This window comes from Thalassospira profundimaris WP0211 (assembly GCF_000300275.1).
GTDB classification, from domain to species: Bacteria; Pseudomonadota; Alphaproteobacteria; order Rhodospirillales; family Thalassospiraceae; genus Thalassospira; species Thalassospira profundimaris.
This window is the reverse complement of the sequence record NZ_AMRN01000007.1, coordinates 229,774-255,154: the sequence shown is the minus strand read 5'-3', so window position 1 is coordinate 255,154 and position 25,381 is coordinate 229,774. Positions and strand designations below refer to the sequence as shown.

The following is a 25,381-nucleotide window of genomic DNA, read 5'->3' as shown; positions in this document are numbered from 1 at the left end:
GGCCAAGGCAAACAGTTCTTCAAAGCAAAACAGCCCGCCGCCGTGTATTTGGCGCCGGGCTGTTTTTGCTTGTTTGATGCTCAGGCGAGCACGACTTTCTGGCCGGTGCGGGCCAACCCGGCTGAAAGGCCAAGCACAGCAAAGGAAAGCACCGCATATGTCGGCCCAAACGTATCCATGATCAGCCCGAAAATCGGCGCACCGGCGGTCTGACCGACCGCAATCATCAGGAAGCCGATCATCAACCCTGTGGCAGGACGGTCGGGCAGGGCATTGACACCCCAAATCAGATACACCCCGGTCAAAAGAACGTAAGCCCCGCCAAACAGTGCACCACCGATAAATGTGATGGGGGCACTGGTTCCCTCAAATCCGACGGCAAACATACCGACCGACATCAACCCCAAAAATAACCAGTGTGTGCGACCTAGGCCAAAGCGCGCAACAAGGTTGCCCGAAAACGCCCCGGCGATGCCCGCCGATCCGATGGCAATCCACAGAATGCCAACATCACTGTTCTGCCAGCCAAGCCTGAAGCTCGCAAGTTTTCCGCCAAAAGACCAAAGCGCCGTGCTTGCAGCCCCCATCAGAAAGGCTGCAATGATCAAACGCCAGATATTCCCATCAAGTTGCGGCCATCGATGATGCTGACGCGGTTTCGTTTGTGTGGCTGGAAGGCTAAAGCCGGCGATCATTGCCATCACAACGGCAACAAAGGCAAACCCGGCAAAGGCCAAACGCCATTCCCCTGTCATCAGAAGTGCAATAGGGCCAGATAGGGCAACACCCACGCTGGTTCCGGCATTGATTGTTGCGTTTGTTTTATTCTGTTGATTTTTCTGTACTGCGGCTGCAACAGCGGCGGCCATAGGGGGGGATGCCAGACCCGTACTTGATCCGGCAATCAATACCGCCGACGCCAGCCAGATGGCATTTGGGGCTGTGGCAATTCCAATCATGCCAATGGCGGCGACCAAAGATGCGCCAACGGCGACAAGGCGCGCTCCAATCCGCTCTGTCAGAACGGCTGACGCAATAATCGCAATGCAATAGCCCAGAAAAGATCCACCTGAAATCACCCCGGAAACAGTCGCGCCTAATGATAGCTGCTGGTCAATGTCGGGCAAAAACAACCCAAACGCAAACCGTGCAAAGCCATAACAAACCGCGATCAGGCCAAACCCGGTTGCACCAATGCTGAATGCTTTTGTCATTTTATGGCCTGCGCAATCAGTGCCGATGCAGCTTTATGTGCGGATTTGAAGGCTTCTGCGCCGCGATAAATGGCGGCCGCCGTGCTGCCCTCGATCAGGATAAGGATTTGCTCTGTCAGCAGCTCAAGGTTTGGATCATTGGCACCAAGCTCGGTTTTCAGGATCCCTGCTATTTGCGCATGGAAGGCCGCCTTATGTGCCATCACGGTTTTGGCAATTTCGGGCGTCTCACCGCCGGTTTCACCATATGCACGCAGGAACAGGCAGCCGCGCGTCCCCTCGGTCTCCGCCCAGCTTTGCAGTGCCTCAAACAGATCATCAATGCTTTTAACGTCAATGATCTGCAAGAAACGCCGGTCGCGCTCCATAAGAACCGCTTGGATCAGCCCGTTTTTGTCACCGGCATGCTTATAAAGAGTCCGGCTCGACATTTCGGCGGCCTTGGTCAGCTGATCCATGCTGGTGGCCATAAAGCCATGTTGATCAAACAGCTGTTCTGCGGATGTAAGAAGTTTGGTTTTCATGTTCATGCGCACAGATGTAAAACGATCGTTTTACATCTGTCAAAGGTTTTTGTCCTTTGGCCATGTTTTGTTATGTTATCGGCTGTTGGTCCGAAGGTGCAGAGAGCAGCGCTTTTTGGGCTTGCATTCTGTTTCCGGGGGGGCTAAAAGCCGCCTCGAACATCGCACGCGGAAGAGCGGCGACTGCCGTCATATGGCAACTCGTCCATCCGGTGTTTCATACATGGTGTATGGAATTCCCTTCCGCGGAGGTATTAACCGGAAAAAGGTAGGAATTATCATGGCTTTGCCAACCTTTACCATGCGCCAGCTCATGGAAGCTGGTGTCCACTTTGGTCACCACACCCGCCGTTGGAACCCGAAGATGAAACCGTACATCTTTGGTGCCCGCAACGACATTCACATCCTGAACCTGCAGGAAACCGTTCCGATGCTGCATCGCGCGATGCAGGCTGTTCGTGACGTAACCGCTTCGGGTGGTCGTGTTCTCTTCGTCGGTACCAAGCGTCAGGCTTCCCCGATCATCGCAGACGCTGCAAAGCGTTGCGGCCAGTACTATGTGAACCATCGCTGGCTCGGCGGCATGCTGACCAACTGGAACACCGTTTCCAACTCGATCAAGCGCCTCAAAGAACAGGACGAGATCCTGAACGCTGGTGCAGAAGGTCTGACCAAAAAAGAAATCCTGAACCTGACCCGTTCGCGCGACAAGCTTGAGCGCGCTCTTGGCGGCATTAAGGACATGGGTGGTCTTCCCGACATTATCGTCGTGGTCGACACCAACAAAGAATCGCTTGCTATTCAGGATGCCAAAAACCTGAACATCCCGGTTGTTGCGATCCTCGACTCCAACTCTGATCCGGCAAACGTTCAGTTCCCGGTTCCGGGCAACGACGACGCGATCCGCGCAATCCAGCTGTATTGCGATCTGTTCGTTGGTTCCGTTCTGGACGGCATCCAGGAAGAAATGACTGCTTCTGGTGCAGACCTTGGCGAAGCGGAAGAAGTTCCGGCCGAGGCAGCTGCTGCTTCCGAAGCTGCAGAAGAAGCTTCCGCATAAGTTTCATTTTGTACCTGATGAAACGGCGGCTAGCATGCCGCCGTTTTGTTAGGTGTTAACCTGATCGCGTACTTAGGGGCTTTAAAAATGGCTATTACCGCTGCTCTCGTTAAAGAGCTTCGCGAAACCACCGGCGCTGGCATGATGGATTGCAAAAAAGCGCTGTCCGAAACCGATGGTAACCTTGAAGCAGCTGTTGACTGGCTGCGCACCAAAGGTCTTGCTGCTGCTGCCAAGAAAGCTGGCCGTGTTGCTGCCGAAGGTCTGGTTGCTGTTGCAGTTGATGGCACCAAAGGTGCAGTTGTCGAGCTGAACTCCGAGACCGACTTCGTTTCGCGTAACGAAGACTTCCAGAAATTTGTTGGCGAAATCGCAAATCAGGCGGTTGCTGCTAACGGCGATATCGATGCCCTCAAAGCTGCTGCTTACCCGGGTACCTCGCGTAACGTCGAAGAGCAGGTCACCCACATGATCGCCACCATCGGCGAAAACATGTCGCTGCGCCGCTCGGCTGGTCTGGCTGTCGACAAAGGTGTTGTTGCTTCCTACGTTCACTCCGCTGTTGCCACTGATCTGGGTAAGATCGGTGTTCTGGTTGCGCTTGAATCCGAAGCAGACGCTGGCGTTCTCGAAGGCCTTGGCAAACAGATCGCGATGCACATTGCTGCAACCAACCCGGCATCGGCAACCGTCGATGATCTTGATCCGGAACTGGTAGAGCGTGAAAAAGCTGTTCTGACCGAACAGGCCAAAGAATCCGGCCGTCCGGCAGAAATCATCGAAAAGATGATCGAAGGTCGTATCCGTAAATATTACGAGCAGGTTGTTCTGGTTGAGCAGACCTTCGTGATTGACGGTGAAAACAAAGTCAAAACCGTGATTGAGAACGCTGCCAAAGAAGCTGGCAAGCCGATCACCCTTAAGGGCTTTGTTCGCTTCGAACTCGGTGAAGGCATCGAACGCGAAGAAAAAGACTTTGCTGCCGAAGTTGCTGAGCAGCTGAACAAATAAAACATCTGTTCGGAATGGTGCGTTTGCCACCATTTCGTGTATGATCCAGACCGGCGAGGTCGGCAGCGCATATCCGCCCTGTTACTCGCCGGTCTTTTTATATCTGAATTCTGCATTTCCCGCGTTCGGGCAATGCGTTACATCGGCATTTAAGAGGCAATCCGACATGGCAGAAAACGGCCCATTGAAGTTTCGTCGCGTCCTTTTGAAGCTCTCGGGCGAGGGGCTTTTGGGTAAACAGCAATACGGTATCGATCCAGAAACTGTTGACCGGATTGCCAGCGAAATCAAAGCCGTTCATGACATGGGTGCTGAAGTCTGCATGGTGATCGGCGGCGGGAACATTTTCCGCGGTGTGAAAGGTGCCTCCCAGGGCATGGAACGTGCAACCGCCGACTATATGGGCATGCTCGCCACCATCATGAACGCCCTTGCTGTTCAGAACGCGCTGGAACGCCATGGCGTTCAGACCCGCGTACAATCCGCCATCCCGATGTCTTCTGTCTGTGAGCCCTATGTGCGCCGCCGCGCGGTCCGTCACATGGAAAAGGGCCGGGTTGTGATCTTTGCTGCGGGCACTGGTAACCCGTTCTTCACCACCGATACTGCTGCTGCCTTGCGCGCGGTTGAAATGGGCTGTGATGCGTTGCTCAAGGGCACCCAGGTTGACGGTGTCTACACTGCGGATCCGAAAACCGACCCGACGGCAGAACGCTATGACTCTCTGACCTATATGGAAGTTCTGTCCAAAGATTTGCGTGTTATGGACGCATCGGCTATTTCTTTGGCACGCGAAAATGATATTCCGGTTATTGTATTTTCTTTGCATAATCCGGGTGCCTTCGCAGACGTTGTTTCTGCGAAGGGGACGTTTACGATTATTTCGAATGGAGACTGAACGTGTCTGACGTTGCTGGCCTAAAAAAGGACCTGTCCCGCCGTATGGAAGGGGCTGTGGAAGTATTGCACAAGGAGTTCACCGGTCTGCGTACCGGGCGCGCCAGTGTGAGCCTTCTGGAACCGGTCATGGTTGAAGCCTATGGCGTTCCGACCCCGCTTAATCAGGTGGCATCGGTCAGTGTTCCAGAATCCCGTATGCTTTCGGTTCAGGTTTGGGACAAGTCGATGGTCAAGGCCGTCGAAAAAGCCATCCGTGATTCGGGCCTTGGCCTGAACCCGGCTGCTGATGGCACGCTTGTTCGCGTTCCGATCCCGGCACTTAACGAAGAACGTCGTACCGAACTTTCCAAGGTTGCCGGCAAATATGCCGAGCAGGCCAAGATTTCGGTTCGTAACGTCCGTCGCGATGGCATGGATCAGCTGAAAAAATGGGAAAAGGACGGAGACATCTCCAAGGACGAGATGCACGACGAAGAAAAAGAAGTCCAGAAGCTGACCGACAAGGTCATCGGCGAGATCGACGAAGCACTCGCCCACAAAGAACAGGAAATCATGCAAGTCTGATTATGGCTGTGCTTTCTTCGCAAACTCAACCTTCAGATGCGCTTTGTGTGCCGCGTCATGTTGCCATCATCATGGATGGCAACGGGCGCTGGGCGCGCGGGCGTGGCCGACCGCGGACGATGGGGCATCGCGCCGGTGTCGATGCCGTCCGTCGCACCATCGAAGCCGCAGGCGAACTTGGGATCGAGTATCTGACGCTTTATGGCTTCTCGACCGAGAACTGGAAGCGTCCGGAAAGCGAAGTCAGCGATCTGATGGGGTTGCTGCGCCTGTTTGTGAAGCGCGAATTATCCACTTTGCACAAAAATGGTATCAAAATTCGCATCATCGGTGATCGTTCGCGTTTTGCTGATGATATCCGTGAACTTCTGGCCAAGGCCGAAGATCAAACACGCGACAATACGCGCCTGAACCTGACCATCGCACTGAGCTATGGCGCGCGTGCTGAAATCACGCAGGCTGTGCGCGATATTGCCGCCAAGGTTGCAGCCGGTGAACTGTCCGCCGACGAGATTACCGAAGACCTGATCGAACAAAACTTGTCGACAGCCGGTATTCCGGACCCGGATCTTCTGATCCGAACCAGTGGCGAACAGCGGATCAGCAACTTCCTGCTCTGGCAGTCGGCCTATACTGAATTCGTCTTTGAAGATGTGCTTTGGCCGGACTTTGATCGCAGCCATCTCGAAAAAGCTATCGATAATTTTGCCGGGCGGGAGCGGCGTTTTGGTGCCGTCATCTGAGACACAAGATCAAAAAGATACCAATTCCGGCCTGTTACCACGCGTTCTTTCCGCGATGGTTATGGCACCAGTGGCCGTTGCGGCGGTCTGGTTCGGATCTCCCTATTTTGACATATTACTGTTTGTGTTTTCTGCAGGGATGATGTGGGAATGGTCGCGGATGTGCGCCCCGAACCACCATAACGGCATATCGGTTGTTACCGCCGTTGCGCTTGCGGTTGCGATGATAATGTATGTCGCTGGTCAGGAAGAATATATTGTCATGCCGATTGCTATCGGTGTGATTATTGCTGCGGCCCGCTCGGGCGCAAACTGGTTGCTTGCCGGGTTTGGCGTTTTGTACATCTCGGTTGCTGCATTGTCAGCGCTTTGGCTGCGTACCCAGGATGGCGACGGTCTTCTGATCATTATGTGGCTGTTCTTCCTTGTCTGGGCGACCGACACAGGCGGTTATGCCTTTGGCAAGACCATCGGCGGACCAAAACTCGCACCACGCTTCAGCCCGAAGAAAACGTGGGCGGGGCTGATCGGTGGCATGGTCTGTGCCGGTTTGATTGGTGGATTGGTCACCTATTTCAGTTCCGGTGCGATTAATTGGGCGATTGTCGCGGTCAGTATGGTTTTGGCGATCATTGCCCAAATCGGTGATCTTGGTGAATCCGCACTCAAACGTCGTTTCAAGGTCAAGGACAGCAGTCACTTGATCCCGGGCCATGGCGGATTGCTTGATCGTGCTGACGGGATGTTGTCGGTGTTTCCTGTGGCCTTTGCTATTATCTGTTTCGCAGGGCTTTCTCTGCGTTAAGGCGGCCAATCCTCGGGCTGCTGTCTTTACAGGTGTTTGATGACTTTGAAGAAATCCGTCAGTGTCTTTGGTGTTACCGGTTCCATCGGGGCCAGCACCGTTGATGTTTTGAAGTCCCACACTGACAAATATGTTGTCGAAGCTGTAACGGCGCATCGCAATGTCGATGCATTGGCCAAGGCCGCCATCGAACTTGGTGCCAAATGCGCCGTGATCGGCGATTCTTCCTGTTTTGCTGACCTTCGTGATGCCCTGGCGGGGAGGGGTATTGAAATCGCGGCCGGCGAAGACGCGCTGATCGAGGCTGCTGAACGTTCCTCTGACATCGTCATTGCCGCAATTGTTGGGGCAGCTGGCCTGAAACCGACGCTGGCTGCCATTCGCCGCGGTGCGCGCATCGGACTTGCCAATAAGGAAACGCTGGTTTGTGCTGGCGCCCTGATGACGGCGGAAATTTCCAGGCATGGTGCGACATTGATCCCGGTTGATTCCGAACATAGTGCAATTTTCCAGGTTCTCGAGGATCGCGAAGAAACGCGCATCGACCGTATCCTTCTAACCGCGTCGGGCGGTCCATTCCGGGAATGGTCGTTAAAGGACATGCAATCTGTCACCCGGGTACAGGCTTTGGCGCATCCGAATTGGGAAATGGGCGCAAAGATTTCTATCGATTCTGCGACCATGATGAACAAAGGGTTGGAGCTGATAGAGGCTTGGCATCTGTTCCCGGTGGCCGAGGAACAGATTGAAATTGTTGTTCATCCGCAGTCAGTTGTTCACAGTATGGTGGAATATCCTGATGGTTCCGTGCTCGCACAGCTGGGATCTCCCGATATGCGCACACCGATCGCTTATGCGCTTTCATGGCCGGATCGGATCAAAGTGGACGCACCGCGTCTTGATTTTGCCACGATCGGGCGTTTGAACTTCGAGGCGCCGGATACAAATCGTTTCCCGGCTCTTCGTCTGGCACGACAGGCCTTGCAGGAAGGTGGCACGCTGCCTACTGTTCTGAACGCTGCCAACGAAGTCGCCGTCGAAGCGTTCCTTAACGACAGAATCGGCTTCCTTGATATTGCCGGGACTGTCGAAAAGGTCATGACAAGGCTTGGAAGCGAACCGCTGACCAGTCTTGAACAGGTATTTGAAACAGACGCAATGGTGCGCCGGGAAACCTCGGCGTGCCTTGTGTCGGCTTCTTAGATTGAAACTGCCGGTTTCACCGGCTTAGGGAATTCTTGATGGAAACCTTACTTGCTTTTCTTTTTGTGCTCTCGGTACTCGTGTTCGTTCACGAATATGGTCACTACTGGGTGGCAATCAAAAACGGCGTGAAGGTCGAAGCCTTTTCAATCGGGTTTGGCCCCGAACTTTTTGGTTGGCAGGATAAAAAAGGCACGCGCTGGAAAGTCAGCCTGATCCCGCTTGGTGGTTACGTCAAAATGTTTGGCGATATGAACCCTGCCAGTGCCGGTGGTCGCGATGACCTTGACGCCGAAGAAGCAAAACACGCCTTCCATCACAAAGGGGTCGCCGCACGCGCGGCCATCGTTTTTGCCGGACCTTTGGCCAACTTCATCTTTGCCATTATCGTCTTTACCTTCCTGTTTGCCGCTGTCGGACAACAGCGTGCCTTGCCGGTTGTGGGCGAAGTTCTTGAAAACAGCCCGGCATCTAGCGCGGGCCTCATGGCTGATGACCGTATCACGGCGATCAACGGTCAGTCGGTTGAATGGTTTTCTGAGCTTTCTGACATTGTGCGTGCAAATCCCGGGCAACCGATTTCCGTGACGGTCCAACGCGACAGCGAAATCGTTGATCTTGCCGTAACGCCCGAAGCCGTCGAAGTCGACGAGGGTGGTATGACTGCGACGGTCGGACGCCTCGGCATCACCGCTGGTGACTTTGAGACGAGCCGTACCGGGGTTGTTGAATCGGTCGGTCGCGCGTTTGAGACGACCTATTCACTGACGACGCAGACCTTCTCGGCGCTCGGTGAAATGATCAGTGGTGATCGTGATAGCTCTGAACTGGGCGGGCCGATCCGGATCGCGCAGATGTCAGGACAGGTGGCCGAAGGGGGCATCGCGCCGCTTCTGTTCTTTATGGGCTATCTTTCCATCAGCCTTGGGTTGATCAACCTGATGCCTGTTCCGGTCCTGGATGGTGGTCATCTTGTGTTCTACGCGATTGAGGCAATTCGCGGTAAGCCATTGGGGGCAAAAGCACAAGAATATGGTTTCCGTATCGGCGCGGGTTTGGTATTCAGCTTAATAATTTTCGCAACGTGGAACGATTTGACGCAATTGGGTGTCTTTAGTTTCCTCAAAGGACTTGCTGGCTAATGCATGACAGCAACAGGGGGGTTAACTTGCTGCGTAAGGTAAAAGCGGCCGTTGTCATTACGGCCTTGCTTGGCGGAACGGCGCCATTGATTGTTCCTGTGGCCGTGCATGCCCAATCGGGTCTGATTCGCGACATTGAAGTCGAAGGCAATAATCGTATCGAAACGGCGACGGTGAATGCCTACCTCACCGTCTCACCGGGCGATTCCTACGACATCCAGAAAATAAACAGTTCGCTCAAGGCGCTTTTCTCAACCGGCCTGTTTGCCGACGTGTCCTTCTCCTTCAATCGGGGAATTTTGCGGGTAAATGTCGTTGAAAACCCGATCATCAACCGCATTGCGTTTGAAGGAAACCAGCGTCTTAAAGACGATACCCTGAGTGCAGAATTACAGTTGCGCCCGCGCGTTGTTTACACCCGAACCAAGGTTCAGGCCGACGTTCAACGTATTCTGGAGCTTTATCGCCGCAGCGGACGTTTCGCCGCAACGGTTGAGCCCAAGGTCATCCAGCTTGACCAGAACCGTGTCGATCTGGCGTTCGAGATTGATGAAGGGGATGCCACCGGGATCCGCAAGATCAACTTTGTCGGCAACAAGGCTTTTGATGACGGTGAACTGTCTGACGTAATCCGCACGACTGAAAGTGCGTGGTGGAAGATCCTGACGGCCGACGATAACTACGATCCCGACCGTGTGACCTTTGACCGCGAACTTTTGCGCCGGTTTTACCTTTCTGCCGGCTATGCCGATTTTCAGGTTCTCTCTTCGGTTGCCGAGTTGACGCCTGATCGCTCCGACTTCTTTGTCACCTATACAGTGAGCGAGGGGCAGCGCTATCAGTTTGGCGAGATCAATGTCGTCTCACAGATCGACAAGATTGATCCTGAAACCCTGATGCCGCTGATCGAAATTGAAAGCGGCGAATGGTATAACGCCAACCTCGTGGACGATGCGGTTGACGCTTTGACCGACAGTGTCGGGGACCAAGGTTACGCCTTCATTGATATTCGTCCAAATGTGCAGCGCAACCGCGAAACCGGCACAATTGACATCACCTTCAATATCTCCGAAGGACCAAAGGTCTATGTCGAACGCATCAACGTTGTCGGCAACGTCAGGACGTTGGATGAGGTGATCCGTCGCGAATTCCGCTTGGTCGAAGGCGATGCTTTCAGCAGTTCCAAGATGCAGCGCTCCAAACAACGCATCGAAAACCTCAACTTCTTTAAATCTGTCGACGTCAAAACTCTGCCGGGTGCCTCGCCTGATCAGACCGTGATCGAGGTCGATGTCGAAGAAAAATCCACTGGTGAGTTTTCCATTGGTGCAGGTTACGGAACCGATGACGGCGCGTTTGGACAACTCGGTATTCGAGAACGCAACCTGCTTGGCAAAGGCCAGGATTTGCGCCTGAACTTCACGCTTGGTTCTTCTGATCAGCAGATCGACCTGTCCTTCACTGAGCCGTATTTCCTCGATCGGGAAATTGCGGCAGGGTTTGATGTCTACCGCCGTGAAGAGGATAATCAGGACGAAAGCTCTTATGATGAAGAGCAGACCGGTGGTCGTCTGCGTGCAGGCTTCCGCTACAGCGAGGAACTGTCCCACGCCTTCCGCTATACCCTGGAGCAAAACAGCTATTCCAACATTAATCGTAATAGTGCATCACGCCTCCTGTTGGCTGAAGAGACCGAATTTGTTGAGTCTGCCATTGGTCATACTTTGACCTATGATGAACGTGACAGCTCGATTTCGCCGACAGAGGGTTATTTTGCTCGTCTGTCAAATGATTTGGCCGGTCTTGGCGGTGATGAGCAATATTTGCGGTCGCGTGTTGAGGGTGGGTATTACTACCCGCTGGATCGCGAGCATGAGTGGGTGCTCTCAACCCGTGGCTCAACAGGCTATATCTTCGGGTTCGATGATGATACCCGTATTTCTCAACGTTTTTCTGTCGGTGGTTCAAACCTGCGTGGTTTCGAAGCTGCTGGTGTCGGCCCGCGTGACATCGCGACCGGGGATGCTTTGGGTTCCAAACTGTACTACACTGGAACCGTTCAGCTGGACTTCCCGCTCGGGCTGCCCTCCGAGTTTGCTTTGACCGGTCGCGTGTTTAGTGATTTCGGTTCCGGGCAGGACGTCGACGGTGCCCGTCCTGGCGAAATATATGATACGGGCTCTCTAAGAAGCTCTGTTGGTGTCGGTGTAGGTTGGGAATCGCCGTTTGGCCCGATTGGTGTGGACATCTCTCAGGCCGTCACAAAAGAAGATCACGACAAAGAGGAAATGTTCCGACTTAACTTCGGAACGAGATTCTAAATGAAAATGATCAAATCGCTCCGTAATTTGCTGGTTCTCTCCGCTCTTATCGGTTTCACTGCGCATGCCAATGTTGCGCAGGCGCAAGAACCGAACCCGGATAACTTTGCCTCCGTTATGATTGTCGATGTCGCAGGTATCATGCGTGAAGCATCTGCCATGCAGGATGCCCGCAAACAAATCCGCGATCGACAGGTTGCCTATCAAAAGGAAATCGAAACCCGCGAACAGGGATTGCGCGAGGAAGAAAAACAACTGGCTCAGCAACGCACGCTGCTGGCTGCTGACGTGTTCCAGGGCAAACAGAAGGAATTTCAGCAAAAAGTTGCTGATTTCCAGAAATTTGCCCAAGCCCGCAGCCGTGTTCTCGATCAAGCCCTAGCGGAAGCTCAGTCCAAATTCTCGCAAGCCCTGAATGAAATCATCGGAAGCATTGCTGAAGAACGTGGTGCGAACCTTGTCCTGCATCGTGGTCAAGCCGTTCTGTTTGCAACCACCATGGATGCGACCAAGGAAGTTTTCGATCGCGCAAATGCCGAGGTTCCAACCATCACGGTTGAATTCAAGGAAGGCTCCTGATGGCGGATGCCCGTTTTTTCAGCCGCAAGGGCCCCTTCAGTGTTGCTGAAATCGCCGCACTGACGGAAACAACGCCGGTCAATGCGCCCGACGAAACACGGGTCTTTCAGGACGTCTCGCCACTGCAAAACGCAGGTGGCGATATCCTGAGCTTCTTTGACAATCGCAAATATCTTGATGCGTTTGTCAGCAGCAAGGCAGGGGCGTGCTTTGTGCGCCCTGAGTTTGTCGAGCGCGCACCCGAAGGCATGGTGTTGTTCGTAACCAAGGACCCGTACCGTGCGTATGCCAAAGCCGCGACCGCGTTCTATCCGTTCGAAACCGGTACTGGCATCATTTCCGATCATGCGGTGATCGACCCGTCTGCCAAACTTGGCAAAGGTGTTCAGGTCGATGCCGGTGCCGTCATCGGTGCCAATTGCGAAATCGGCGATGGGACCATAATCGCATCCAATGCTGTCATTGGTGACGGGGTTGTCATCGGTGCGGGTTGTAAGGTGGGTGCGAATGCCTCCATCAGCCACAGCCTGATTGGCAACCTGTGCCTGATCTATCCCGGTGCCCGCATCGGGCAGGACGGCTTTGGCTTTGCCATGGGGCCGCAAGGGCACGCCAAGGTTCCGCAATTGGGCCGGGTTGTCATTGGCAATGACGTCGAAGTCGGTTCAAACAGCACGATTGACCGTGGGGCAGGGCCCGATACTGTTATTGGTAACGGCTGTCGTATCGACAATCTGGTGCAAATCGGCCATAACGTTGAACTTGGCATGGGCTGTGTTGTTGTCTCGCAAGTCGGGATCTCGGGCTCGACCAAGATTGGCAATTTTGTCGTGCTTGCCGGTCAGGCAGGCATTACAGGACACCTCGAAATCGGCGATGGCGCGAAAGTCGCAGCCCAGTCGGGTGTCATGAAAAATGTGGGGCCGGGGGAAACTGTGGGCGGAAGTCCCGCCGTTCCGGTCATGGAATATCATAAACAGACGGTCGCCTTGTCGCGTCTGATACGAAAAAAGAAATAAGGGCTACACACATGACCGAACTGGTAAGTGTCGATATCCAGCGCATTCTGGAAATGATTCCGCATCGCTATCCGTTCCTTCTGATTGACAAGGTCATCGACATCGAAACCGATGTCCGTGCCACCGGCATCAAGAACGTGACGATGAATGAGCCGCAATTTACTGGTCATTTCCCGCAGCAGCCAATCATGCCGGGCGTTCTGATCATCGAAAGCATGGCGCAGACCGCAGCCATCCTGGTCGTTCAGACCCTTGGCGCGGATGCCGAAGGCAAGCTGGTCTATTTCATGAGCATCGATAACGCCCGTTTCCGTAAACCGGTAACCCCGGGTGACGTCATGCACATCCACGTGACCAAAAAACAAAGCCGCGGCCCGGTCTGGAAGTTCGAAAGCCAGGTCAAGGTCGACGGCCAAGTCGTTGCCGAGGCAACCATCGCCGCGATGATCCGGGATAACTGATAATGTCAAAAGTACATCCAACCGCCGTTGTCGAAGATGGCGCGCAGATTGGTCAGGATGTCGAAATCGGACCCTATAGCGTGGTCGGTCCGAATGTTGTCTTGGGTGATGGTGTCAAACTGCACAGCCACGTGGCGGTCGCAGGTCACACCACCCTTGGAGATCAGTGCGAAGTTTATCCCTTTGCCTCTGTGGGGCATGCCCCGCAGGACTTGAAATTCAAGGGCGAAAACAGCCGCCTGATCGTTGGCAAACGCACCAAAATCCGCGAGGGCGCAACTCTTAATCCGGGCACCGAAGGTGGCGGTATGGAAACCACCATCGGTGACGATTGCCTTCTGATGACCGGGGCTCATGTCGGCCATGATTGCCATGTCGGCAACCACTGCATTCTGGTCAATAACGGCACGCTTGCGGGCCACGTGGTGGTCGAAGACTTCGCAATCGTTGGCGGTCTCTCGGCTGTTCACCAGTTCGTCCGTATCGGCAAGCACGCCATGATCGGCGGCATGACCGGGGTCGAAAGCGACGTCATCCCTTATGGTTCTGTCATCGGCAACCGTGCCTATCTTTCAGGCCTGAATATCATCGGCCTGAAACGCCGCGGTTTTGACCGTGAAACCATCCATTCGCTCCGCAAAGCCTATCGTCTTCTGTTTGCACAGGAAGGCACGCTTGCCGAACGTGTCGAAGAAGTCGCCAAGGATTTTGAGGGCGTCGGCCCGGTGATGGAAATCATCAATTTCCTCAAAGCGGAAAGCATGCGGTCCGTATGCACGCCAAAATATGACAGCTCCGCAGGATAATCCGCAGCCGAAATTGGGGATTATCGCCGGGGGCGGGGCGCTTCCCGCCCGTCTGGCGTCCGCGGCCATTTCAATGGGCCGCGATGTCTGCATCGTCAAGCTTGATGGCTATGCCGATGATGCCGACCTTGATCAATACCCGAATGTAACGGCCCGCCTTGGCGCAGCATCGAAAATCCTTGATGCCATGCGCAAGGAAAACTGTCAGGACGTGGTTCTGGCAGGCAAGGTCGCACGTCCAAGCTTTTCCTCCATCCGCCCGGATTGGAGGGCAGCAAAGCTTTTGATGAAAGTAGGCACCAACGCGCTTGGCGATGACGGATTGCTTCGCCTTGTCGGCAAGGAACTCGAACGCGAGGGCTTCCGGCTTTTGGGCGCCCATGAAATTCTTGGCGATCTCGCGGTTGAGGAAGGCGTTCTTGGGGCCGTCAAACCCGATGAACAGGCAATGACCGATGCCCGCCATGGCCTGGCAGTCGCCCGAACACTGGGGCAGGCTGATGTCGGGCAGGGATGTGTCGTGCAACAGGGGCTGGTTCTGGCCCTTGAGGCGATCGAAGGCACGGACGAAATGGTGCGCCGTTCCGCCAAATACCGCCGTGATGGTGTTGGCGGGGTGCTGGTAAAGTCTGCCAAGCCGCAACAGGACAAACGCCTTGATCTGCCGGCCATCGGCATGAAAACCGTCGAAGAGGCCCATAAAGCTGGCCTGCGTGGCATTGCATTGCTTGCCGGTGGGACCATGATCATTGACCGCGCCGCGGTGATTGCGCGCGCTGATGCGCTGGGCCTGTTTGTCGTTGGTCTGTCCCTCCCGGACGAGGAACGCCAAAATGGCGGATGAAACCGCGCCGCTTGGCCCAAAAATCATGCTTGTGGCTGGCGAGGCATCCGGGGATCAACTGGGTGGACGCCTGATGGCGGCCCTTAAGGCCAAACAGGATCATATTCGCTTTATCGGTGTTGGCGGTCCACGCATGGAGCGTGAAGGCCTCAAAAGCCTGTTTCCGATGAACGAAATGTCGGTCATGGGCCTGACAGAGGTCGTGCCGCATATTCCACATCTGCTCAAACGCATTTCCCAAACCGCAGACTTTGCCAAATCCGAGAAACCCGATGTCGTGATTACCATTGATGCCCCGGATTTCAGCTTTCGGGTCGGCAAGAAGCTGAAAGGCAAGGGCATCCCGCTGGTGCACTATGTTGCCCCCTCGGTCTGGGCGTGGCGCGAAGGCCGGGCAAAGAAGATTGCGGGTTTCCTCGATCATCTTCTCGCACTTTTGCCGTTTGAACCGCCCTATTTCGAGAAAGAAGGCCTGCCAACCACCTTTATCGGCCACTCAGCGGTCGAAGAACGCCATGACGGCGATGGTGAGCGGTTCCGCGCTCAACATGGCCTGAACCCGAACCAAAAGCTTCTGGCCGTTCTGCCCGGAAGCCGTAATTCCGAAGTCAAACGCCTCCTGCCGGTGTTTCGCAAGGTCATTGATGATGTTGCCTCGAAATACCCCGATGCACGCATCGTCGTGCCAACGGTCAGCAAGGTCGTCGACACCGTCACCGAAGAAATGAAATCCTGGCCACTCGATCCAATTATTGTCGCAACCGATCAGGAACGCCATGACGCGTTTTCGGCGGCCGACTGTGCGCTGGCGGCATCAGGCACCGTCTCGCTGGAGCTCGCAATTGCCGGTGTGCCGCATGTCATTGCCTATCAGGTCAATGCAGTGACGGGCTGGATTGCAAAACGCCTGATCAAGATCGATACGGTCACCATTGTTAATCTGGTCCTTGGCAAAAAACTGATCCCGGAATTCCTGCAAGACAAATGCAAGGCCAAAAAGATCATTCCGGTTCTTGAAACCCTGATGGCTGATAGCCCTGAACGGGCCGCACAGATCGACGGATTTGATAAAGCCTGCACCTTGCTGGGATTTGGTGACAGACCGCCCAGCGAAAAGGCCGCCGAGCAGATTTTGAAAATCATCGCCAAAAAATAACCTGTTACGGGTGGCATCAAACCCGCATTGCAATTAGTTTCTTCGCATTGATTAATTGAAAACGGAGACAGTGTTATGCGCTACCTGCACACGATGGTACGTGTCGAGAATGTCGATGAGTCGATGAAATTCTATTGCGACCTTCTTGGCATGAAAGAGACCCGCCGGATCGAGAGCGAGCAGGGCCGTTTCACCCTGATCTATCTTGCACCGCCGGCGGACGTCGAAAGTGCCAAATCCGTCAAGGCCCCGGAACTTGAACTGACCTACAACTGGGACCCGGAAAGCTATTCCGGTGGTCGTAACTTCGGGCACCTGGCCTATGAAGTCGACGATATTTATGCGCTTTGTCAGAAACTGATGGATGCGGGTGTCACCATCAACCGTCCGCCGCGTGATGGGCGCATGGCGTTTGTTCGTTCCCCGGACGGCATTTCCATCGAGTTCCTGCAAAAAGGCGAAAGCCTCGCCCCGGCTGAACCGTGGGCCAGCATGGAAAACACCGGAAGCTGGTAAGCCCGGAAAATATCGTGGGGCAGGTTAAAGCTGCCTCACAAATACAAAAAGGCCCGGAAAATTCCGGGCCTTTTCCTTGATCTGTCGATGTCGACGCGGCTTAGCGCTTGTCGACCGGAACGAACGGACGTTCTGCAACACCGGTAAACAGCTGACGCGGACGACCGATTTTCTGAGACGGATCTTCGATCATCTCTTTCCACTGGGAAATCCAGCCAACGGTACGTGCAACAGCGAACAGCACGGTGAACATGCTGACCGGGATGCCCATCGCCTTGAAGATGATGCCCGAATAGAAGTCAACGTTCGGATAGAGTTTCTTCTCGATGAAGTACTCGTCTTCACGTGCGATACGTTCCAGTTCCTGGGCAACGTCAAGCAGCGGGTCGCTGATGTTGAGTTCTTTAAGAACCTCGTGGCAGGTTTCCTGCATGACCTTGGCGCGCGGATCGTAGTTTTTGTAAACGCGGTGACCAAAGCCCATCAGACGGAACGGATCGTTCTTGTCTTTTGCTTTTGCAACGTATTCCGGGATGTTTTTCACATCGCCGATTTCGTTGAGCATGACCAGAACGGCTTCGTTTGCGCCACCATGTGCCGGACCCCAGAGGGATGCGATACCAGCCGCAATACATGCAAACGGGTTGGCACCCGAAGAACCGGCCAGACGAACGGTCGAGGTCGACGCATTCTGTTCGTGGTCGGCATGCAGGATCAGGATGCGATCCATTGCCTTGGCCAGAACCGGATTGACTTCATAGTCTTCACACGGGTTGCCAAACATCATCTGCAGGAAGTTTTCTGCATAACCGAGCTTGTTGTTCGGATAACGGAACGGCTGACCGATGGAATATTTATACGCCATCGCCGCAATGGTCGGCATTTTCGCAATCAGGCGATAGGCCGAAATCATCCGCTGCTTCGGATCGTTGATGTCGGTGCTGTCATGATAGAACGCGGACAATGCGCCAACAACGCCACACATGATCGCCATCGGATGTGCATCACGGCGGAAACCGTTATAGAAATTGCGCATCTGTTCGTGGACCATGGTGTGCATGGTAATATCATTCTCGAACTTGGCTTTGTCGGTGGCATTCGGCAGCTCACCATAAAGCAGCAGATGGCAGACTTCGAGGAAGTCGGCATTTTCTGCAAGTTCATCAATTGCATAACCGCGGTGACGCAGAATACCAACGTCGCCATCAATATAGGTCAGTTCCGACTGGCAAGAGCCGGTCGAAGTGAAGCCCGGATCATAGGTGAAATATCCGGTTTCAGCATACAGCTTGCGGATGTCAATCACAGACGGGCCTACACTGCCCTCAATCACCGGCATATCGAACGACTTGCCAGTGGCATTGTCGGTCATTGTCACGGTGTGGGAAGTCTTGGGATTAGATGCCATGACTATTTTTCCTTCCCTGTTTGAACGAACACGGTTTCAAGTTGTGTGCAGCATAATGCTGCGGCGCACAAAGCGCAAACGGGTTATTAGTTTTTCTTAATTCGCTGTTGTTATGCATCAAAATGGCGAATGCGTTTCAGCGTTTGGGTTTTGCCAAGCACAATCATTACTTCGAAAATGCCTGGTGAAGAGTTGGAGCCTGTAAGCACCGCCCGCAAGGGCTGCGCAACTTTGCCAAGCTTTAACTCAAACTTATCGGCAATGGCGCGAACACTTGCGTCAACGTCCTCTTCGGTCCAGCTATCAAGCGCTTCAAGACTGTTGGCCAGTTCCTTGAACAGACCTTCAGGTGCACCATCAATCAGGGACTGGGCTTTCTCGTTAACGGACGTAATGCCATCGGTAACGTAGAAAGCCGAAGAGTCGGCGAGCTCGATAAGAGTCTTGGCCCTTTCTTTAAGGCCTGCCATGCCGTTGATCAAGATTTCTTTTTGCGATGCATCAAGCGCATCGACGCCAATTTGCTTGGCAATCAGCGGCGAAACCTCGTCTGCAAGGCGTTTGTCATCGGCCTGACGCAGGTAGATGCCATTAAGGTTGGTCAGCTTTGCAAAATCAAAGCGCGCAGCCCCTTTGCCGACATCGGTGATGTCAAACCATTCAATCGCCTGCTCGGTCGAAATGACCTCATCATCACCATGGCCCCAGCCAAGACGCAGAAGATAGTTGTTCAATGCCTCGGGCAAGAAGCCCATTTCATCGCGATAAGCATCAACACCCAGCGCACCATGGCGTTTTGACAGCTTGGCGCCATCCGGACCATGGATCAGCGGGATATGCGCAAAGGTCGGAACGTCCCAACCCATGGCATCATAAATGACTTTCTGACGGAATGCGTTGGTCAGGTGGTCGTCACCACGAATGACGTTGGTAACACCCATGTCATGGTCATCAACCACGACGGAAAGCATGTAGGTGGGCGTTCCGTCGCCGCGCAGGATGACATAATCGTCAAGCTGCTCGTTGCCGACGCGAACTTCGCCCTGCACCTGATCATTGATCACGGCATCGCCTTCCTGCGGGGCCTTGACGCGGACCACCGGTTTGACACCTTCCGGTGCCTCGGACGGATCGCGATCGCGCCAGGTACCGTCATATTTCATTGGACGGCCTTCTGCGCGGGCTTTCTCGCGCATGGCGGTCAGCTCCTCGGGGGAGCAATAGCAATAATACGCTTTCCCGGCATCAAGAAGCTGTTGGGCGACTTCTGCATGGCGGTCGCGACGGGCAAACTGGAAAGTCGGCTCTTCGTCTGCGGTCAGGCCAAGCCAGTTCAAGCCGTCAAAAATGGCGTCTACGGCCTCGGGCGTTGAACGTTCACGGTCGGTATCCTCGATCCGGAGCAAGAACTTGCCACCGGTATGTTTGGCATATAGCCAGTTATAAAGTGCGGTGCGTGCGCCGCCGATATGCAGAAACCCGGTCGGAGACGGGGCAAAACGGGTAACAACCGTCATTCAATCTATCCGTTATTTGGATGTTGTCGCTTGTCCTGAGGACTTTTGGCGTGCAGGCTATAGCACAAATGACACGCTGTTGCACCACAGCGGATGTTAGATAGAAACTATGCGGCAGGCGGGCTATTGGACATTCGTCGTACGGCGACAGGTAAAGTTAAATTAAAACAATTATTTGTGGGTGTTTTCTCACAAATTAATTTTGTTGTAACAAGCCAAAGAAATAAATGGTTTCTGTCCTCGGTTATCTTCTTTGGGTTGGGCTGCGCCGGGTATTTCTTGCTCCCTGCGCGTATCGGGCTTGGTCAAATTGCTCTGGCGGTGATTCTGCTGGGCTGCGGTTTCTGGATGTCGCGGCGGCTTGCCACTCTGGCCTTCGCATTTCAACTGCTTGCCAGTTTGGCGTTCGGGGCTTTGACAAGTGCCATCCATACCGAACTTGGCCCGGATAATATCCCGACAAAAACGCTCTACACGACCGAGGTTACCGGCACCATCATTGCGCTGGAACCGCGGAATGGACGCATCCGCGCCACCGTGCAGCCGTCCGAGATTGTCGGCATTGCCCAAGACCAACTGGACTGGAATGTAAGGCTCAGCTTTCTGGGCGATAGTGCGCTTTCAATTGGCGACCAGATCCGTGCGAACGCACGTCTCTTTCCCTTGCGCGCACCTGCTGTTCCCGGCGACCCGGATTTTGCACGTAATCTCTATTTCAGCGATATTGCCGCTTCCGGATTTGTCTTTGGACGACAGTTCGAAGTTCTGGAAAATCAAAAAGACATAAACAACAACGCATTGCTGGTCGGTATTGAAACAGCGCGTCAATATATCTCAAACGTCATCAGCGATGAAATGACAGGCCCCGAAACCGGCATTGCCAAGGCGCTGATCATCGGCGAACGCGGCGAAGTGACCCCGGATATTGCCGATAACCTCCGCAAATCCGGCCTTGCGCATTTGTTGGCGATTTCCGGTCTGCATATGGGATTGCTGTGCGGGACGGTGTTTTTCCTGATCCGGTTCGGGTTGGCGGCCATTCCATCAATTGCCTTGCGTTATTCGATCAAGAAATGGGCGGCGATGGCGGCCATGCTGGCGGGGCTTGTCTATCTCGGATTATCCGGGGCGACCATTCCGACCCAGCGCGCCTTTGTCATGTTGCTTGTGGTTTGGCTGGCACTCCTGCTGGATCGCCGTGCCATATCGCTGCGCCTTGTGGGCGTGGCCGCGATCATTGTTTTGATCCTGCGGCCCGATGCGGCGCTTGGCGCCAGTTTCCAACTCTCCTTTGCCGCCGTTGGCGCACTTGTTGCGTTTTATGACGGGCCGGGGCGGCGCTGGCTGGATCGGCAAGGGATGCTGTCCTGGTACGAGCGTACTGGCCTTTATCTTGCCGGTTTGCTGCTGACCAGTCTGATCGTGACGGCGGTGACTGCGCCCATCATCGGCTATCATTTTGGCCGGATTTCGATGCTCGGTGTCTTCGCCAATCTGGTCGCCATTCCGGTCATGGCATTCTGGGTGATGCCCTGGATCGTCGTGACGCTGGCGCTGATCCCGATTGGGTTATCGGGGCTCTCACTGGCCGCGATGAAGCCCGGATTGACGGTATTGTTGGAAACCGCCGAACTGGTTGCCGCACAGGACTGGGGGCTTTGGTATGTCTCGGGCCTTGATATGCTGGCGGTTGCCTTGGGGCTGTTTGCCTTGGCCTGGATCGTTATCTGGCGCGACAAGGTGATGATCGTGCCGGTCCTTCCGCTGATTTTTGCCGCCATCATCTTTCAGGCACTGCACAAAGAGCCCGAAATCCTGATATCGGGCGACCGCGAAAGCTGGGCTGTCTATGATCCTGATGCCGGTATCTTGCACACATCCGAACGGCTGAATGACTTTCAAAAAGGCATCTGGATGAGCCGCTTTGGCATTCGCCCCGAACAGGAACAAAGCCGCGTACAGGCCTGCCAGAACGACCCGTGCTCCCTTGGTGTTAGCGCTAACATCGTTCGGTCACGGATCATCGTCGCAAGCCGGATTGCCAATCCGTTTTATGCCTGCCGCAACGCTGATATCATTGTCAGCCTGAAAACCGATTTGCCCACCACCTGTCAGGCCTCTGGCGCGCGCGTGATAATCGATGATGATGTTCTCTGGTGGCAGGGCGGTGTTGCGATCAAGCTGCCGTCTGAGGCTGGCGAAAAGCCTGCAATCAACACCGTCCGTGCGGAAACCGGCAATTGGCCCTGGATCATCATCGGCGGCAGAGCAGGGCGCTAAGAACCTGATCTCACTCAAAATAGCAGAAAACAAAAACGCCCGGGCGTGTGCACCGGGCGTTTTTGTTTGTAACGTCGCGCAATCAATCAGTACTGACGCAGCAACCCGACCAGACGGCCCTGAATGCGCACACGATCTGGCGACAGGGCGCGGGTTTCATAGCGCGCATTGGCCGGTTCCAGCAGAACTTCACCACGCCCACGTTTCAGGCGTTTCAGGGTGGCTTCGCTGTCATCGACGAGTGCCACCACGATGGTACCGTCATGGGCCTGTTCGCAGCGCTGGATCAGGACCGTGTCACCATCAAGAATGCCAGCATCAATCATCGAATCCCCCGATACTTCAAGGGCATAGTGATCACCGGCACCAAGCAGGGCGGCCGGGACCTGTACCATGGTCGTTTGATCGCGAAGGGCCTCGATCGGTGTACCGGCCGCAATCCGGCCATAGAGCGGCAAACCAACGGATTCTCCGGCTTCCGAGAAGGCGGTTGGCACCGTGGTTGGCCGATGCGCGGCCTTTCGCACACTGGCAAGCGAGGTCACATTGTTTGGCGTTTCCGGGGCGTCATCATCGCTGTTTTCCGGAAGTCTGACGACCTCAAGCGCGCGTGCACGGTGCGCAAGGCGGCGGATAAAGCCGCGTTCCTCAAGGCCTGTGATCAGGCGGTGAATGCCGGATTTGGATTTAAGGTTCAGGGCCTCTTTCATTTCATCGAAAGAGGGCGAAATCCCGTGATCGCGAAGGTAATTGTCTATATAGACCAGCAACTCATATTGCTTGCGCGTCAGCATGATATTTCCCGAACCTGTAAAAAGAACAAAAAGGATACATAGATGTTCTACTTTAGTTCTTTTCGCGGGTCAAGCGGCTCTGTGCGATTTGACGGAAAAACCGAATAATCACCGTGATCCTTCAAAAAATATGAATAGTAGGCGACCTGAAGGGACAGGAAGCTAGTCCGCGATGAAGGTGCCCGACTTGCCACCTTCTTTTCGGGTGACCCGCAAATCGGTAATCCTCATACTTTTATCAACCGCCTTACACATGTCAAAAACCGTCAGTGCTGCGACCGAGGCAGCAGTCAGGGCTTCCATCTCGACACCGGTCTTGCCGGTTGTCTTGCAGGTGGCGGTGATATCGACCGCATCGACACCCTCGGCCAGTTCCAGATCGACGGTGACCGAGGTCAGGGGCAGGGGATGACAGAGCGGGATCAGATCGGGGGTCTTTTTCGCCCCCATGATCCCGGCAAGCTGGGCAATGCCAAGAACATCACCCTTTTTATGGCCGCGTGCGGCAATCAGCTTTGCCGTTTCGGAAGACATCAGAACCCGTGCCTTGGCAATCGCGGTGCGCGCAGTTTCTGCCTTGGCCGAAATATCGACCATCACCGCGTTGCCACCGGCATCAATATGGGAAAGCTTGTCTGCCATTGGTTCTGTCCAGTATTGATCAGGCCGCAAGGCCGAGCAGGTTGCGGGTGGCGGTTGCGACGTCGTCCTGGCGCATCAGGCTTTCGCCGATCAGGAAGCATTGCGCACCGACCTTTGCCATACGGGCAAGGTCATCAGGGGTAAACAGGCCGCTTTCAGCCACCAGCAACCGATCATCGCCGACCATGCTTGCCAGTTCCTCGGTCGTGGTGAGCGAGATTTCCATGGTTTTGAGGTTGCGGTTATTAATCCCCAGCAAACGCGATTTGAGCTTGAGCGCACGTTCGAGTTCCGGGGCGTTGTGCACCTCGATCAGGACATCCATGCCAAGGCTGTGCGCGGCATCTTCAAGCTCAGAAGCCAAGCTGTCTTCAAGGGCTGCCATGATCAGAAGGATGCAATCCGCGCCAAGCGCACGTGCCTCGGTAATCTGATAAGGATCGACCATGAAGTCCTTGCGAAGGGCCGGAAGATCGACTGCGGCCCGGGCCGCGACCAGATAGCTGTCATCGCCCTGGAAATAGGGGATGTCGGTCAGAACCGACAGGCAGCTTGCCCCGCCGGCCTTGTAGGCCTTGGCAAGTTCCGGCGGATTGAAGTCCGGGCGGATCAGTCCCTTCGAGGGGGATGCCTTTTTGATTTCAGCAATCAGACCATAACGGCCATCGGCAACACTGGTTTCAAGTGCTCTGATAAAACCACGCGGGGCGGATTGTGCCTTTGCCTCGGCCTCGAGGGTGGCAAGCGTCTTGCGCGCCTTGCAGGCCGCAACGTGATCGCGTTTGTCGTTGCAGATTTTGGCTAGTACGTCGCTCACGCCGGGGTTCCTTCGTTGGTAATCTTCACAAGCCCTTGCAGGGTTTCGGCAGCCTTGCCGCTATCAATGGCGTCTGCAGCCTTTTTGATGCCGTCGGCCAGATCGCTGGCAATGCCGGTGACCACTAGTGCCGCACCCGCATTCATCAGAACGATGTCGCGGTACGGGCTTTTCTTGGCCGCCAGAAGGTCGGTAATCGCCCTGGCATTGACATCGGCATCACCACCCTTGAGGTCATCAAGCGTTACGGTTTCGAGCCCAAAATCACTTGGGCTGATTTCAAATGTGGTGACCTTGCCGTTCTTGACCTCGGCAACATAGGTCGGGCCGGTGGTCGAGATTTCATCAAGACCGCTGTGGCCATGAACAACCCATGCATGCACCGATCCCAGACGGTTGAGCACATTGGCAATCGGTTCGACCCACTGTTTGGCAAAAACGCCAAGAACCTGACGTTTGGTCTTGGCCGGGTTGGCCAGCGGTCCCAGCAGGTTAAAGATGGTGCGCGTGCCCATTTCAACGCGGGTCGGCATGACGTGACGCATCGCGGAATGGTGACGGGTCGCCATCATGAAGCAAAGATTGATGTCACGAAGCGCCTTTTCCAGAAGCTTCATATCGGCGTCAAGATTAACACCAAGCGCCATCAAAACATCGGCAGACCCGGATTTGGACGAAGCGGCGCGGTTGCCGTGCTTGGCAACGGTGGCACCCGCGGCGGCCGCCACAATCGCAGCCCCGGTCGAGATATTATAGGTGCCACTGCCATCACCACCGGTGCCGCAGGTATCGACCGCATTTTCCGGGGCAATGATGCCGGTTGCCTTTTCGCGCATGACACGGGCGGCACCGGTGATTTCATCAACGGTTTCGCCACGAATGCGCAAGCCCATCAGAAAAGCCCCCATCTGCGATGGTGTCGCCTGACCCGACATCAGCACATTAAAGGCCGCCTCCGCCGCGCTTTCGGTCAGTTTTTCGCCATCTGCGACTTTGGCCAGAATTGGCTTCAGATCATGATCAGTCGACATCGGGTCTTCCTTGGTTTGCGGTCC

At 54.7% G+C, this 25,381-nt stretch carries 25 protein-coding genes; 17 read left to right on the top strand and 8 right to left on the bottom strand.

Annotated features, from left to right (window positions below; genetic code table 11):
* Window positions 1-80: 80 nt before the first annotated feature.
* Both TH2_RS14600 and TH2_RS14595 read right to left on the bottom strand, forming a co-directional pair.
* Complete coding sequence (locus TH2_RS14600) at window positions 81-1,214, bottom strand: MFS transporter (RefSeq protein ID WP_008891208.1); 1,134 nt, start codon at window positions 1,212-1,214, stop codon at window positions 81-83.
* Window positions 1,211-1,738 (bottom strand): TetR/AcrR family transcriptional regulator, encoded by a 528-nt coding sequence (locus tag TH2_RS14595; RefSeq protein ID WP_238538709.1) that lies wholly within the window; start codon window positions 1,736-1,738, stop codon window positions 1,211-1,213. The genes TH2_RS14600 and TH2_RS14595 overlap by 4 nt, the downstream gene beginning before the upstream one ends.
* A 280-nt stretch (window positions 1,739-2,018) precedes the next feature.
* On the opposite strand from TH2_RS14595, the gene rpsB reads away from it, so the two are divergent.
* From rpsB to TH2_RS14515, 16 genes are all read left to right on the top strand, one after another.
* Window positions 2,019-2,798, top strand: a complete 780-nt coding sequence (gene rpsB / locus TH2_RS14590; RefSeq protein WP_008891206.1) for a 30S ribosomal protein S2 — start codon at window positions 2,019-2,021, stop codon at window positions 2,796-2,798.
* An 87-nt stretch (window positions 2,799-2,885) separates the two neighbouring features.
* Window positions 2,886-3,809 carry a translation elongation factor Ts gene (gene tsf, locus TH2_RS14585; RefSeq protein ID WP_008891205.1) on the top strand — a complete coding sequence of 308 codons (924 nt, stop codon included), beginning with the start codon at window positions 2,886-2,888 and terminating at the stop codon, window positions 3,807-3,809.
* A 166-nt stretch (window positions 3,810-3,975) separates the two neighbouring features.
* On the top strand, window positions 3,976-4,707 hold the full coding sequence (gene pyrH, locus TH2_RS14580; RefSeq protein WP_040824079.1) for a UMP kinase: 732 nt from the start codon (window positions 3,976-3,978) through the stop codon (window positions 4,705-4,707).
* A 2-nt stretch (window positions 4,708-4,709) separates the two neighbouring features.
* Entirely contained in the window at window positions 4,710-5,273 is a 564-nt protein-coding gene (gene frr, locus TH2_RS14575) for a ribosome recycling factor (RefSeq protein ID WP_008891203.1), read from the top strand.
* Between the two features lie 2 nt (window positions 5,274-5,275).
* A complete protein-coding gene (locus TH2_RS14570) occupies window positions 5,276-6,016 on the top strand; it encodes an isoprenyl transferase (RefSeq protein ID WP_008891202.1) in 741 nt (246 codons plus the stop codon).
* The gene (locus TH2_RS14565; protein ID WP_274517102.1) at window positions 5,925-6,821 is read left to right on the top strand and encodes a phosphatidate cytidylyltransferase; all 897 of its coding nucleotides are present in this window, start codon (window positions 5,925-5,927) and stop codon (window positions 6,819-6,821) included. The genes TH2_RS14570 and TH2_RS14565 overlap by 92 nt, the downstream gene beginning before the upstream one ends.
* 39 nt (window positions 6,822-6,860) lie before the next feature.
* The gene (locus tag TH2_RS14560; RefSeq protein ID WP_008891200.1) at window positions 6,861-8,024 is read left to right on the top strand and encodes a 1-deoxy-D-xylulose-5-phosphate reductoisomerase; all 1,164 of its coding nucleotides are present in this window, start codon (window positions 6,861-6,863) and stop codon (window positions 8,022-8,024) included.
* Between the two features lie 38 nt (window positions 8,025-8,062).
* Complete coding sequence (gene rseP, locus TH2_RS14555) at window positions 8,063-9,166, top strand: RIP metalloprotease RseP (protein WP_008891199.1); 1,104 nt, start codon at window positions 8,063-8,065, stop codon at window positions 9,164-9,166.
* 26 nt (window positions 9,167-9,192) lie between these two features.
* Window positions 9,193-11,487, top strand: coding sequence for an outer membrane protein assembly factor BamA (gene bamA / locus TH2_RS14550; RefSeq protein ID WP_040824076.1), 2,295 nt, complete (start codon window positions 9,193-9,195; stop codon window positions 11,485-11,487).
* A complete protein-coding gene (locus tag TH2_RS14545) occupies window positions 11,488-12,066 on the top strand; it encodes an OmpH/Skp family outer membrane protein (protein WP_008891197.1) in 579 nt (192 codons plus the stop codon). It begins immediately after the preceding gene.
* On the top strand, window positions 12,066-13,085 hold the full coding sequence (lpxD, locus tag TH2_RS14540) for a UDP-3-O-(3-hydroxymyristoyl)glucosamine N-acyltransferase (protein WP_008891196.1): 1,020 nt from the start codon (window positions 12,066-12,068) through the stop codon (window positions 13,083-13,085). Before TH2_RS14545 ends, lpxD begins: the two co-directional genes overlap by 1 nt.
* 11 nt (window positions 13,086-13,096) lie before the next feature.
* Window positions 13,097-13,546: a 3-hydroxyacyl-ACP dehydratase FabZ gene (fabZ, locus tag TH2_RS14535; RefSeq protein ID WP_008891195.1), complete on the top strand. Its 450-nt coding sequence runs from the start codon at window positions 13,097-13,099 to the stop codon at window positions 13,544-13,546.
* A 2-nt stretch (window positions 13,547-13,548) separates the two neighbouring features.
* Window positions 13,549-14,352 (top strand): acyl-ACP--UDP-N-acetylglucosamine O-acyltransferase, encoded by an 804-nt coding sequence (gene lpxA / locus TH2_RS14530; RefSeq protein WP_008891194.1) that lies wholly within the window; start codon window positions 13,549-13,551, stop codon window positions 14,350-14,352.
* Window positions 14,333-15,196, top strand: a complete 864-nt coding sequence (locus TH2_RS14525; protein WP_040823989.1) for an LpxI family protein — start codon at window positions 14,333-14,335, stop codon at window positions 15,194-15,196. The genes lpxA and TH2_RS14525 overlap by 20 nt, the downstream gene beginning before the upstream one ends.
* On the top strand, window positions 15,186-16,352 hold the full coding sequence (lpxB, locus tag TH2_RS14520) for a lipid-A-disaccharide synthase (RefSeq protein WP_008891192.1): 1,167 nt from the start codon (window positions 15,186-15,188) through the stop codon (window positions 16,350-16,352). Before TH2_RS14525 ends, lpxB begins: the two co-directional genes overlap by 11 nt.
* A gap of 75 nt (window positions 16,353-16,427) precedes the next feature.
* Window positions 16,428-16,868, top strand: a complete 441-nt coding sequence (locus tag TH2_RS14515) for a VOC family protein (RefSeq protein WP_008891191.1) — start codon at window positions 16,428-16,430, stop codon at window positions 16,866-16,868.
* A 100-nt stretch (window positions 16,869-16,968) separates the two neighbouring features.
* On the opposite strand, the gene TH2_RS14510 is transcribed toward TH2_RS14515, so the two are convergent.
* Together TH2_RS14510 and gltX are read right to left on the bottom strand one after the other, a co-directional pair.
* On the bottom strand, window positions 16,969-18,276 hold the full coding sequence (locus TH2_RS14510) for a citrate synthase (protein ID WP_040823987.1): 1,308 nt from the start codon (window positions 18,274-18,276) through the stop codon (window positions 16,969-16,971).
* A gap of 110 nt (window positions 18,277-18,386) precedes the next feature.
* A complete protein-coding gene (gene gltX, locus TH2_RS14505; RefSeq protein WP_008891189.1) occupies window positions 18,387-19,793 on the bottom strand; it encodes a glutamate--tRNA ligase in 1,407 nt (468 codons plus the stop codon).
* Between the two features lie 279 nt (window positions 19,794-20,072).
* Here gltX and TH2_RS14500 point away from each other — a divergent pair, with 279 nt between their 5' ends.
* Complete coding sequence (locus tag TH2_RS14500; protein WP_238538708.1) at window positions 20,073-22,073, top strand: ComEC/Rec2 family competence protein; 2,001 nt, start codon at window positions 20,073-20,075, stop codon at window positions 22,071-22,073.
* Window positions 22,074-22,159: 86 nt separating this feature from the next.
* Here the strand turns inward: TH2_RS14500 and lexA are convergent, their stop codons facing one another.
* The 4 genes from lexA to trpD form a co-directional block, all read right to left on the bottom strand.
* Window positions 22,160-22,867, bottom strand: coding sequence for a transcriptional repressor LexA (gene lexA / locus TH2_RS14495; protein WP_008891187.1), 708 nt, complete (start codon window positions 22,865-22,867; stop codon window positions 22,160-22,162).
* Between the two features lie 162 nt (window positions 22,868-23,029).
* Window positions 23,030-23,509 (bottom strand): cyclic pyranopterin monophosphate synthase MoaC, encoded by a 480-nt coding sequence (gene moaC / locus TH2_RS14490; protein WP_008891186.1) that lies wholly within the window; start codon window positions 23,507-23,509, stop codon window positions 23,030-23,032.
* A gap of 19 nt (window positions 23,510-23,528) precedes the next feature.
* Window positions 23,529-24,326 (bottom strand): indole-3-glycerol phosphate synthase TrpC, encoded by a 798-nt coding sequence (gene trpC, locus TH2_RS14485; RefSeq protein ID WP_008891185.1) that lies wholly within the window; start codon window positions 24,324-24,326, stop codon window positions 23,529-23,531.
* A complete protein-coding gene (gene trpD, locus TH2_RS14480; protein WP_008891184.1) occupies window positions 24,323-25,357 on the bottom strand; it encodes an anthranilate phosphoribosyltransferase in 1,035 nt (344 codons plus the stop codon). Before trpD ends, trpC begins: the two co-directional genes overlap by 4 nt.
* Between the last annotated feature and the right edge of the window lie 24 nt (window positions 25,358-25,381).

Bases quoted from the DNA above. Each gene is read 5' to 3' on its own strand.
- TH2_RS14600 (WP_008891208.1), bottom strand. From the start codon at position 1,214: ATGACAAAAGCATTCAGCATTGGTGCAACCGGGTTTGGCCTGATCGCG.
- TH2_RS14595 (WP_238538709.1), bottom strand. From the start codon at position 1,738: ATGAAAACCAAACTTCTTACATCCGCAGAACAGCTGTTTGATCAACAT.
- rpsB (WP_008891206.1), top strand. From the start codon at position 2,019: ATGGCTTTGCCAACCTTTACCATGCGCCAGCTCATGGAAGCTGGTGTC.
- tsf (WP_008891205.1), top strand. From the start codon at position 2,886: ATGGCTATTACCGCTGCTCTCGTTAAAGAGCTTCGCGAAACCACCGGC.
- pyrH (WP_040824079.1), top strand. From the start codon at position 3,976: ATGGCAGAAAACGGCCCATTGAAGTTTCGTCGCGTCCTTTTGAAGCTC.
- TH2_RS14570 (WP_008891202.1), top strand. From the start codon at position 5,276: ATGGCTGTGCTTTCTTCGCAAACTCAACCTTCAGATGCGCTTTGTGTG.
- TH2_RS14565 (WP_274517102.1), top strand. From the start codon at position 5,925: ATGTGCTTTGGCCGGACTTTGATCGCAGCCATCTCGAAAAAGCTATCG.
- TH2_RS14560 (WP_008891200.1), top strand. From the start codon at position 6,861: ATGACTTTGAAGAAATCCGTCAGTGTCTTTGGTGTTACCGGTTCCATC.
- rseP (WP_008891199.1), top strand. From the start codon at position 8,063: ATGGAAACCTTACTTGCTTTTCTTTTTGTGCTCTCGGTACTCGTGTTC.
- TH2_RS14545 (WP_008891197.1), top strand. From the start codon at position 11,488: ATGAAAATGATCAAATCGCTCCGTAATTTGCTGGTTCTCTCCGCTCTT.
- lpxD (WP_008891196.1), top strand. From the start codon at position 12,066: ATGGCGGATGCCCGTTTTTTCAGCCGCAAGGGCCCCTTCAGTGTTGCT.
- fabZ (WP_008891195.1), top strand. From the start codon at position 13,097: ATGACCGAACTGGTAAGTGTCGATATCCAGCGCATTCTGGAAATGATT.
- lpxA (WP_008891194.1), top strand. From the start codon at position 13,549: ATGTCAAAAGTACATCCAACCGCCGTTGTCGAAGATGGCGCGCAGATT.
- TH2_RS14525 (WP_040823989.1), top strand. From the start codon at position 14,333: ATGACAGCTCCGCAGGATAATCCGCAGCCGAAATTGGGGATTATCGCC.
- lpxB (WP_008891192.1), top strand. From the start codon at position 15,186: ATGGCGGATGAAACCGCGCCGCTTGGCCCAAAAATCATGCTTGTGGCT.
- TH2_RS14515 (WP_008891191.1), top strand. From the start codon at position 16,428: ATGCGCTACCTGCACACGATGGTACGTGTCGAGAATGTCGATGAGTCG.
- TH2_RS14510 (WP_040823987.1), bottom strand. From the start codon at position 18,276: ATGGCATCTAATCCCAAGACTTCCCACACCGTGACAATGACCGACAAT.
- gltX (WP_008891189.1), bottom strand. From the start codon at position 19,793: ATGACGGTTGTTACCCGTTTTGCCCCGTCTCCGACCGGGTTTCTGCAT.
- lexA (WP_008891187.1), bottom strand. From the start codon at position 22,867: ATGCTGACGCGCAAGCAATATGAGTTGCTGGTCTATATAGACAATTAC.
- moaC (WP_008891186.1), bottom strand. From the start codon at position 23,509: ATGGCAGACAAGCTTTCCCATATTGATGCCGGTGGCAACGCGGTGATG.
- trpD (WP_008891184.1), bottom strand. From the start codon at position 25,357: ATGTCGACTGATCATGATCTGAAGCCAATTCTGGCCAAAGTCGCAGAT.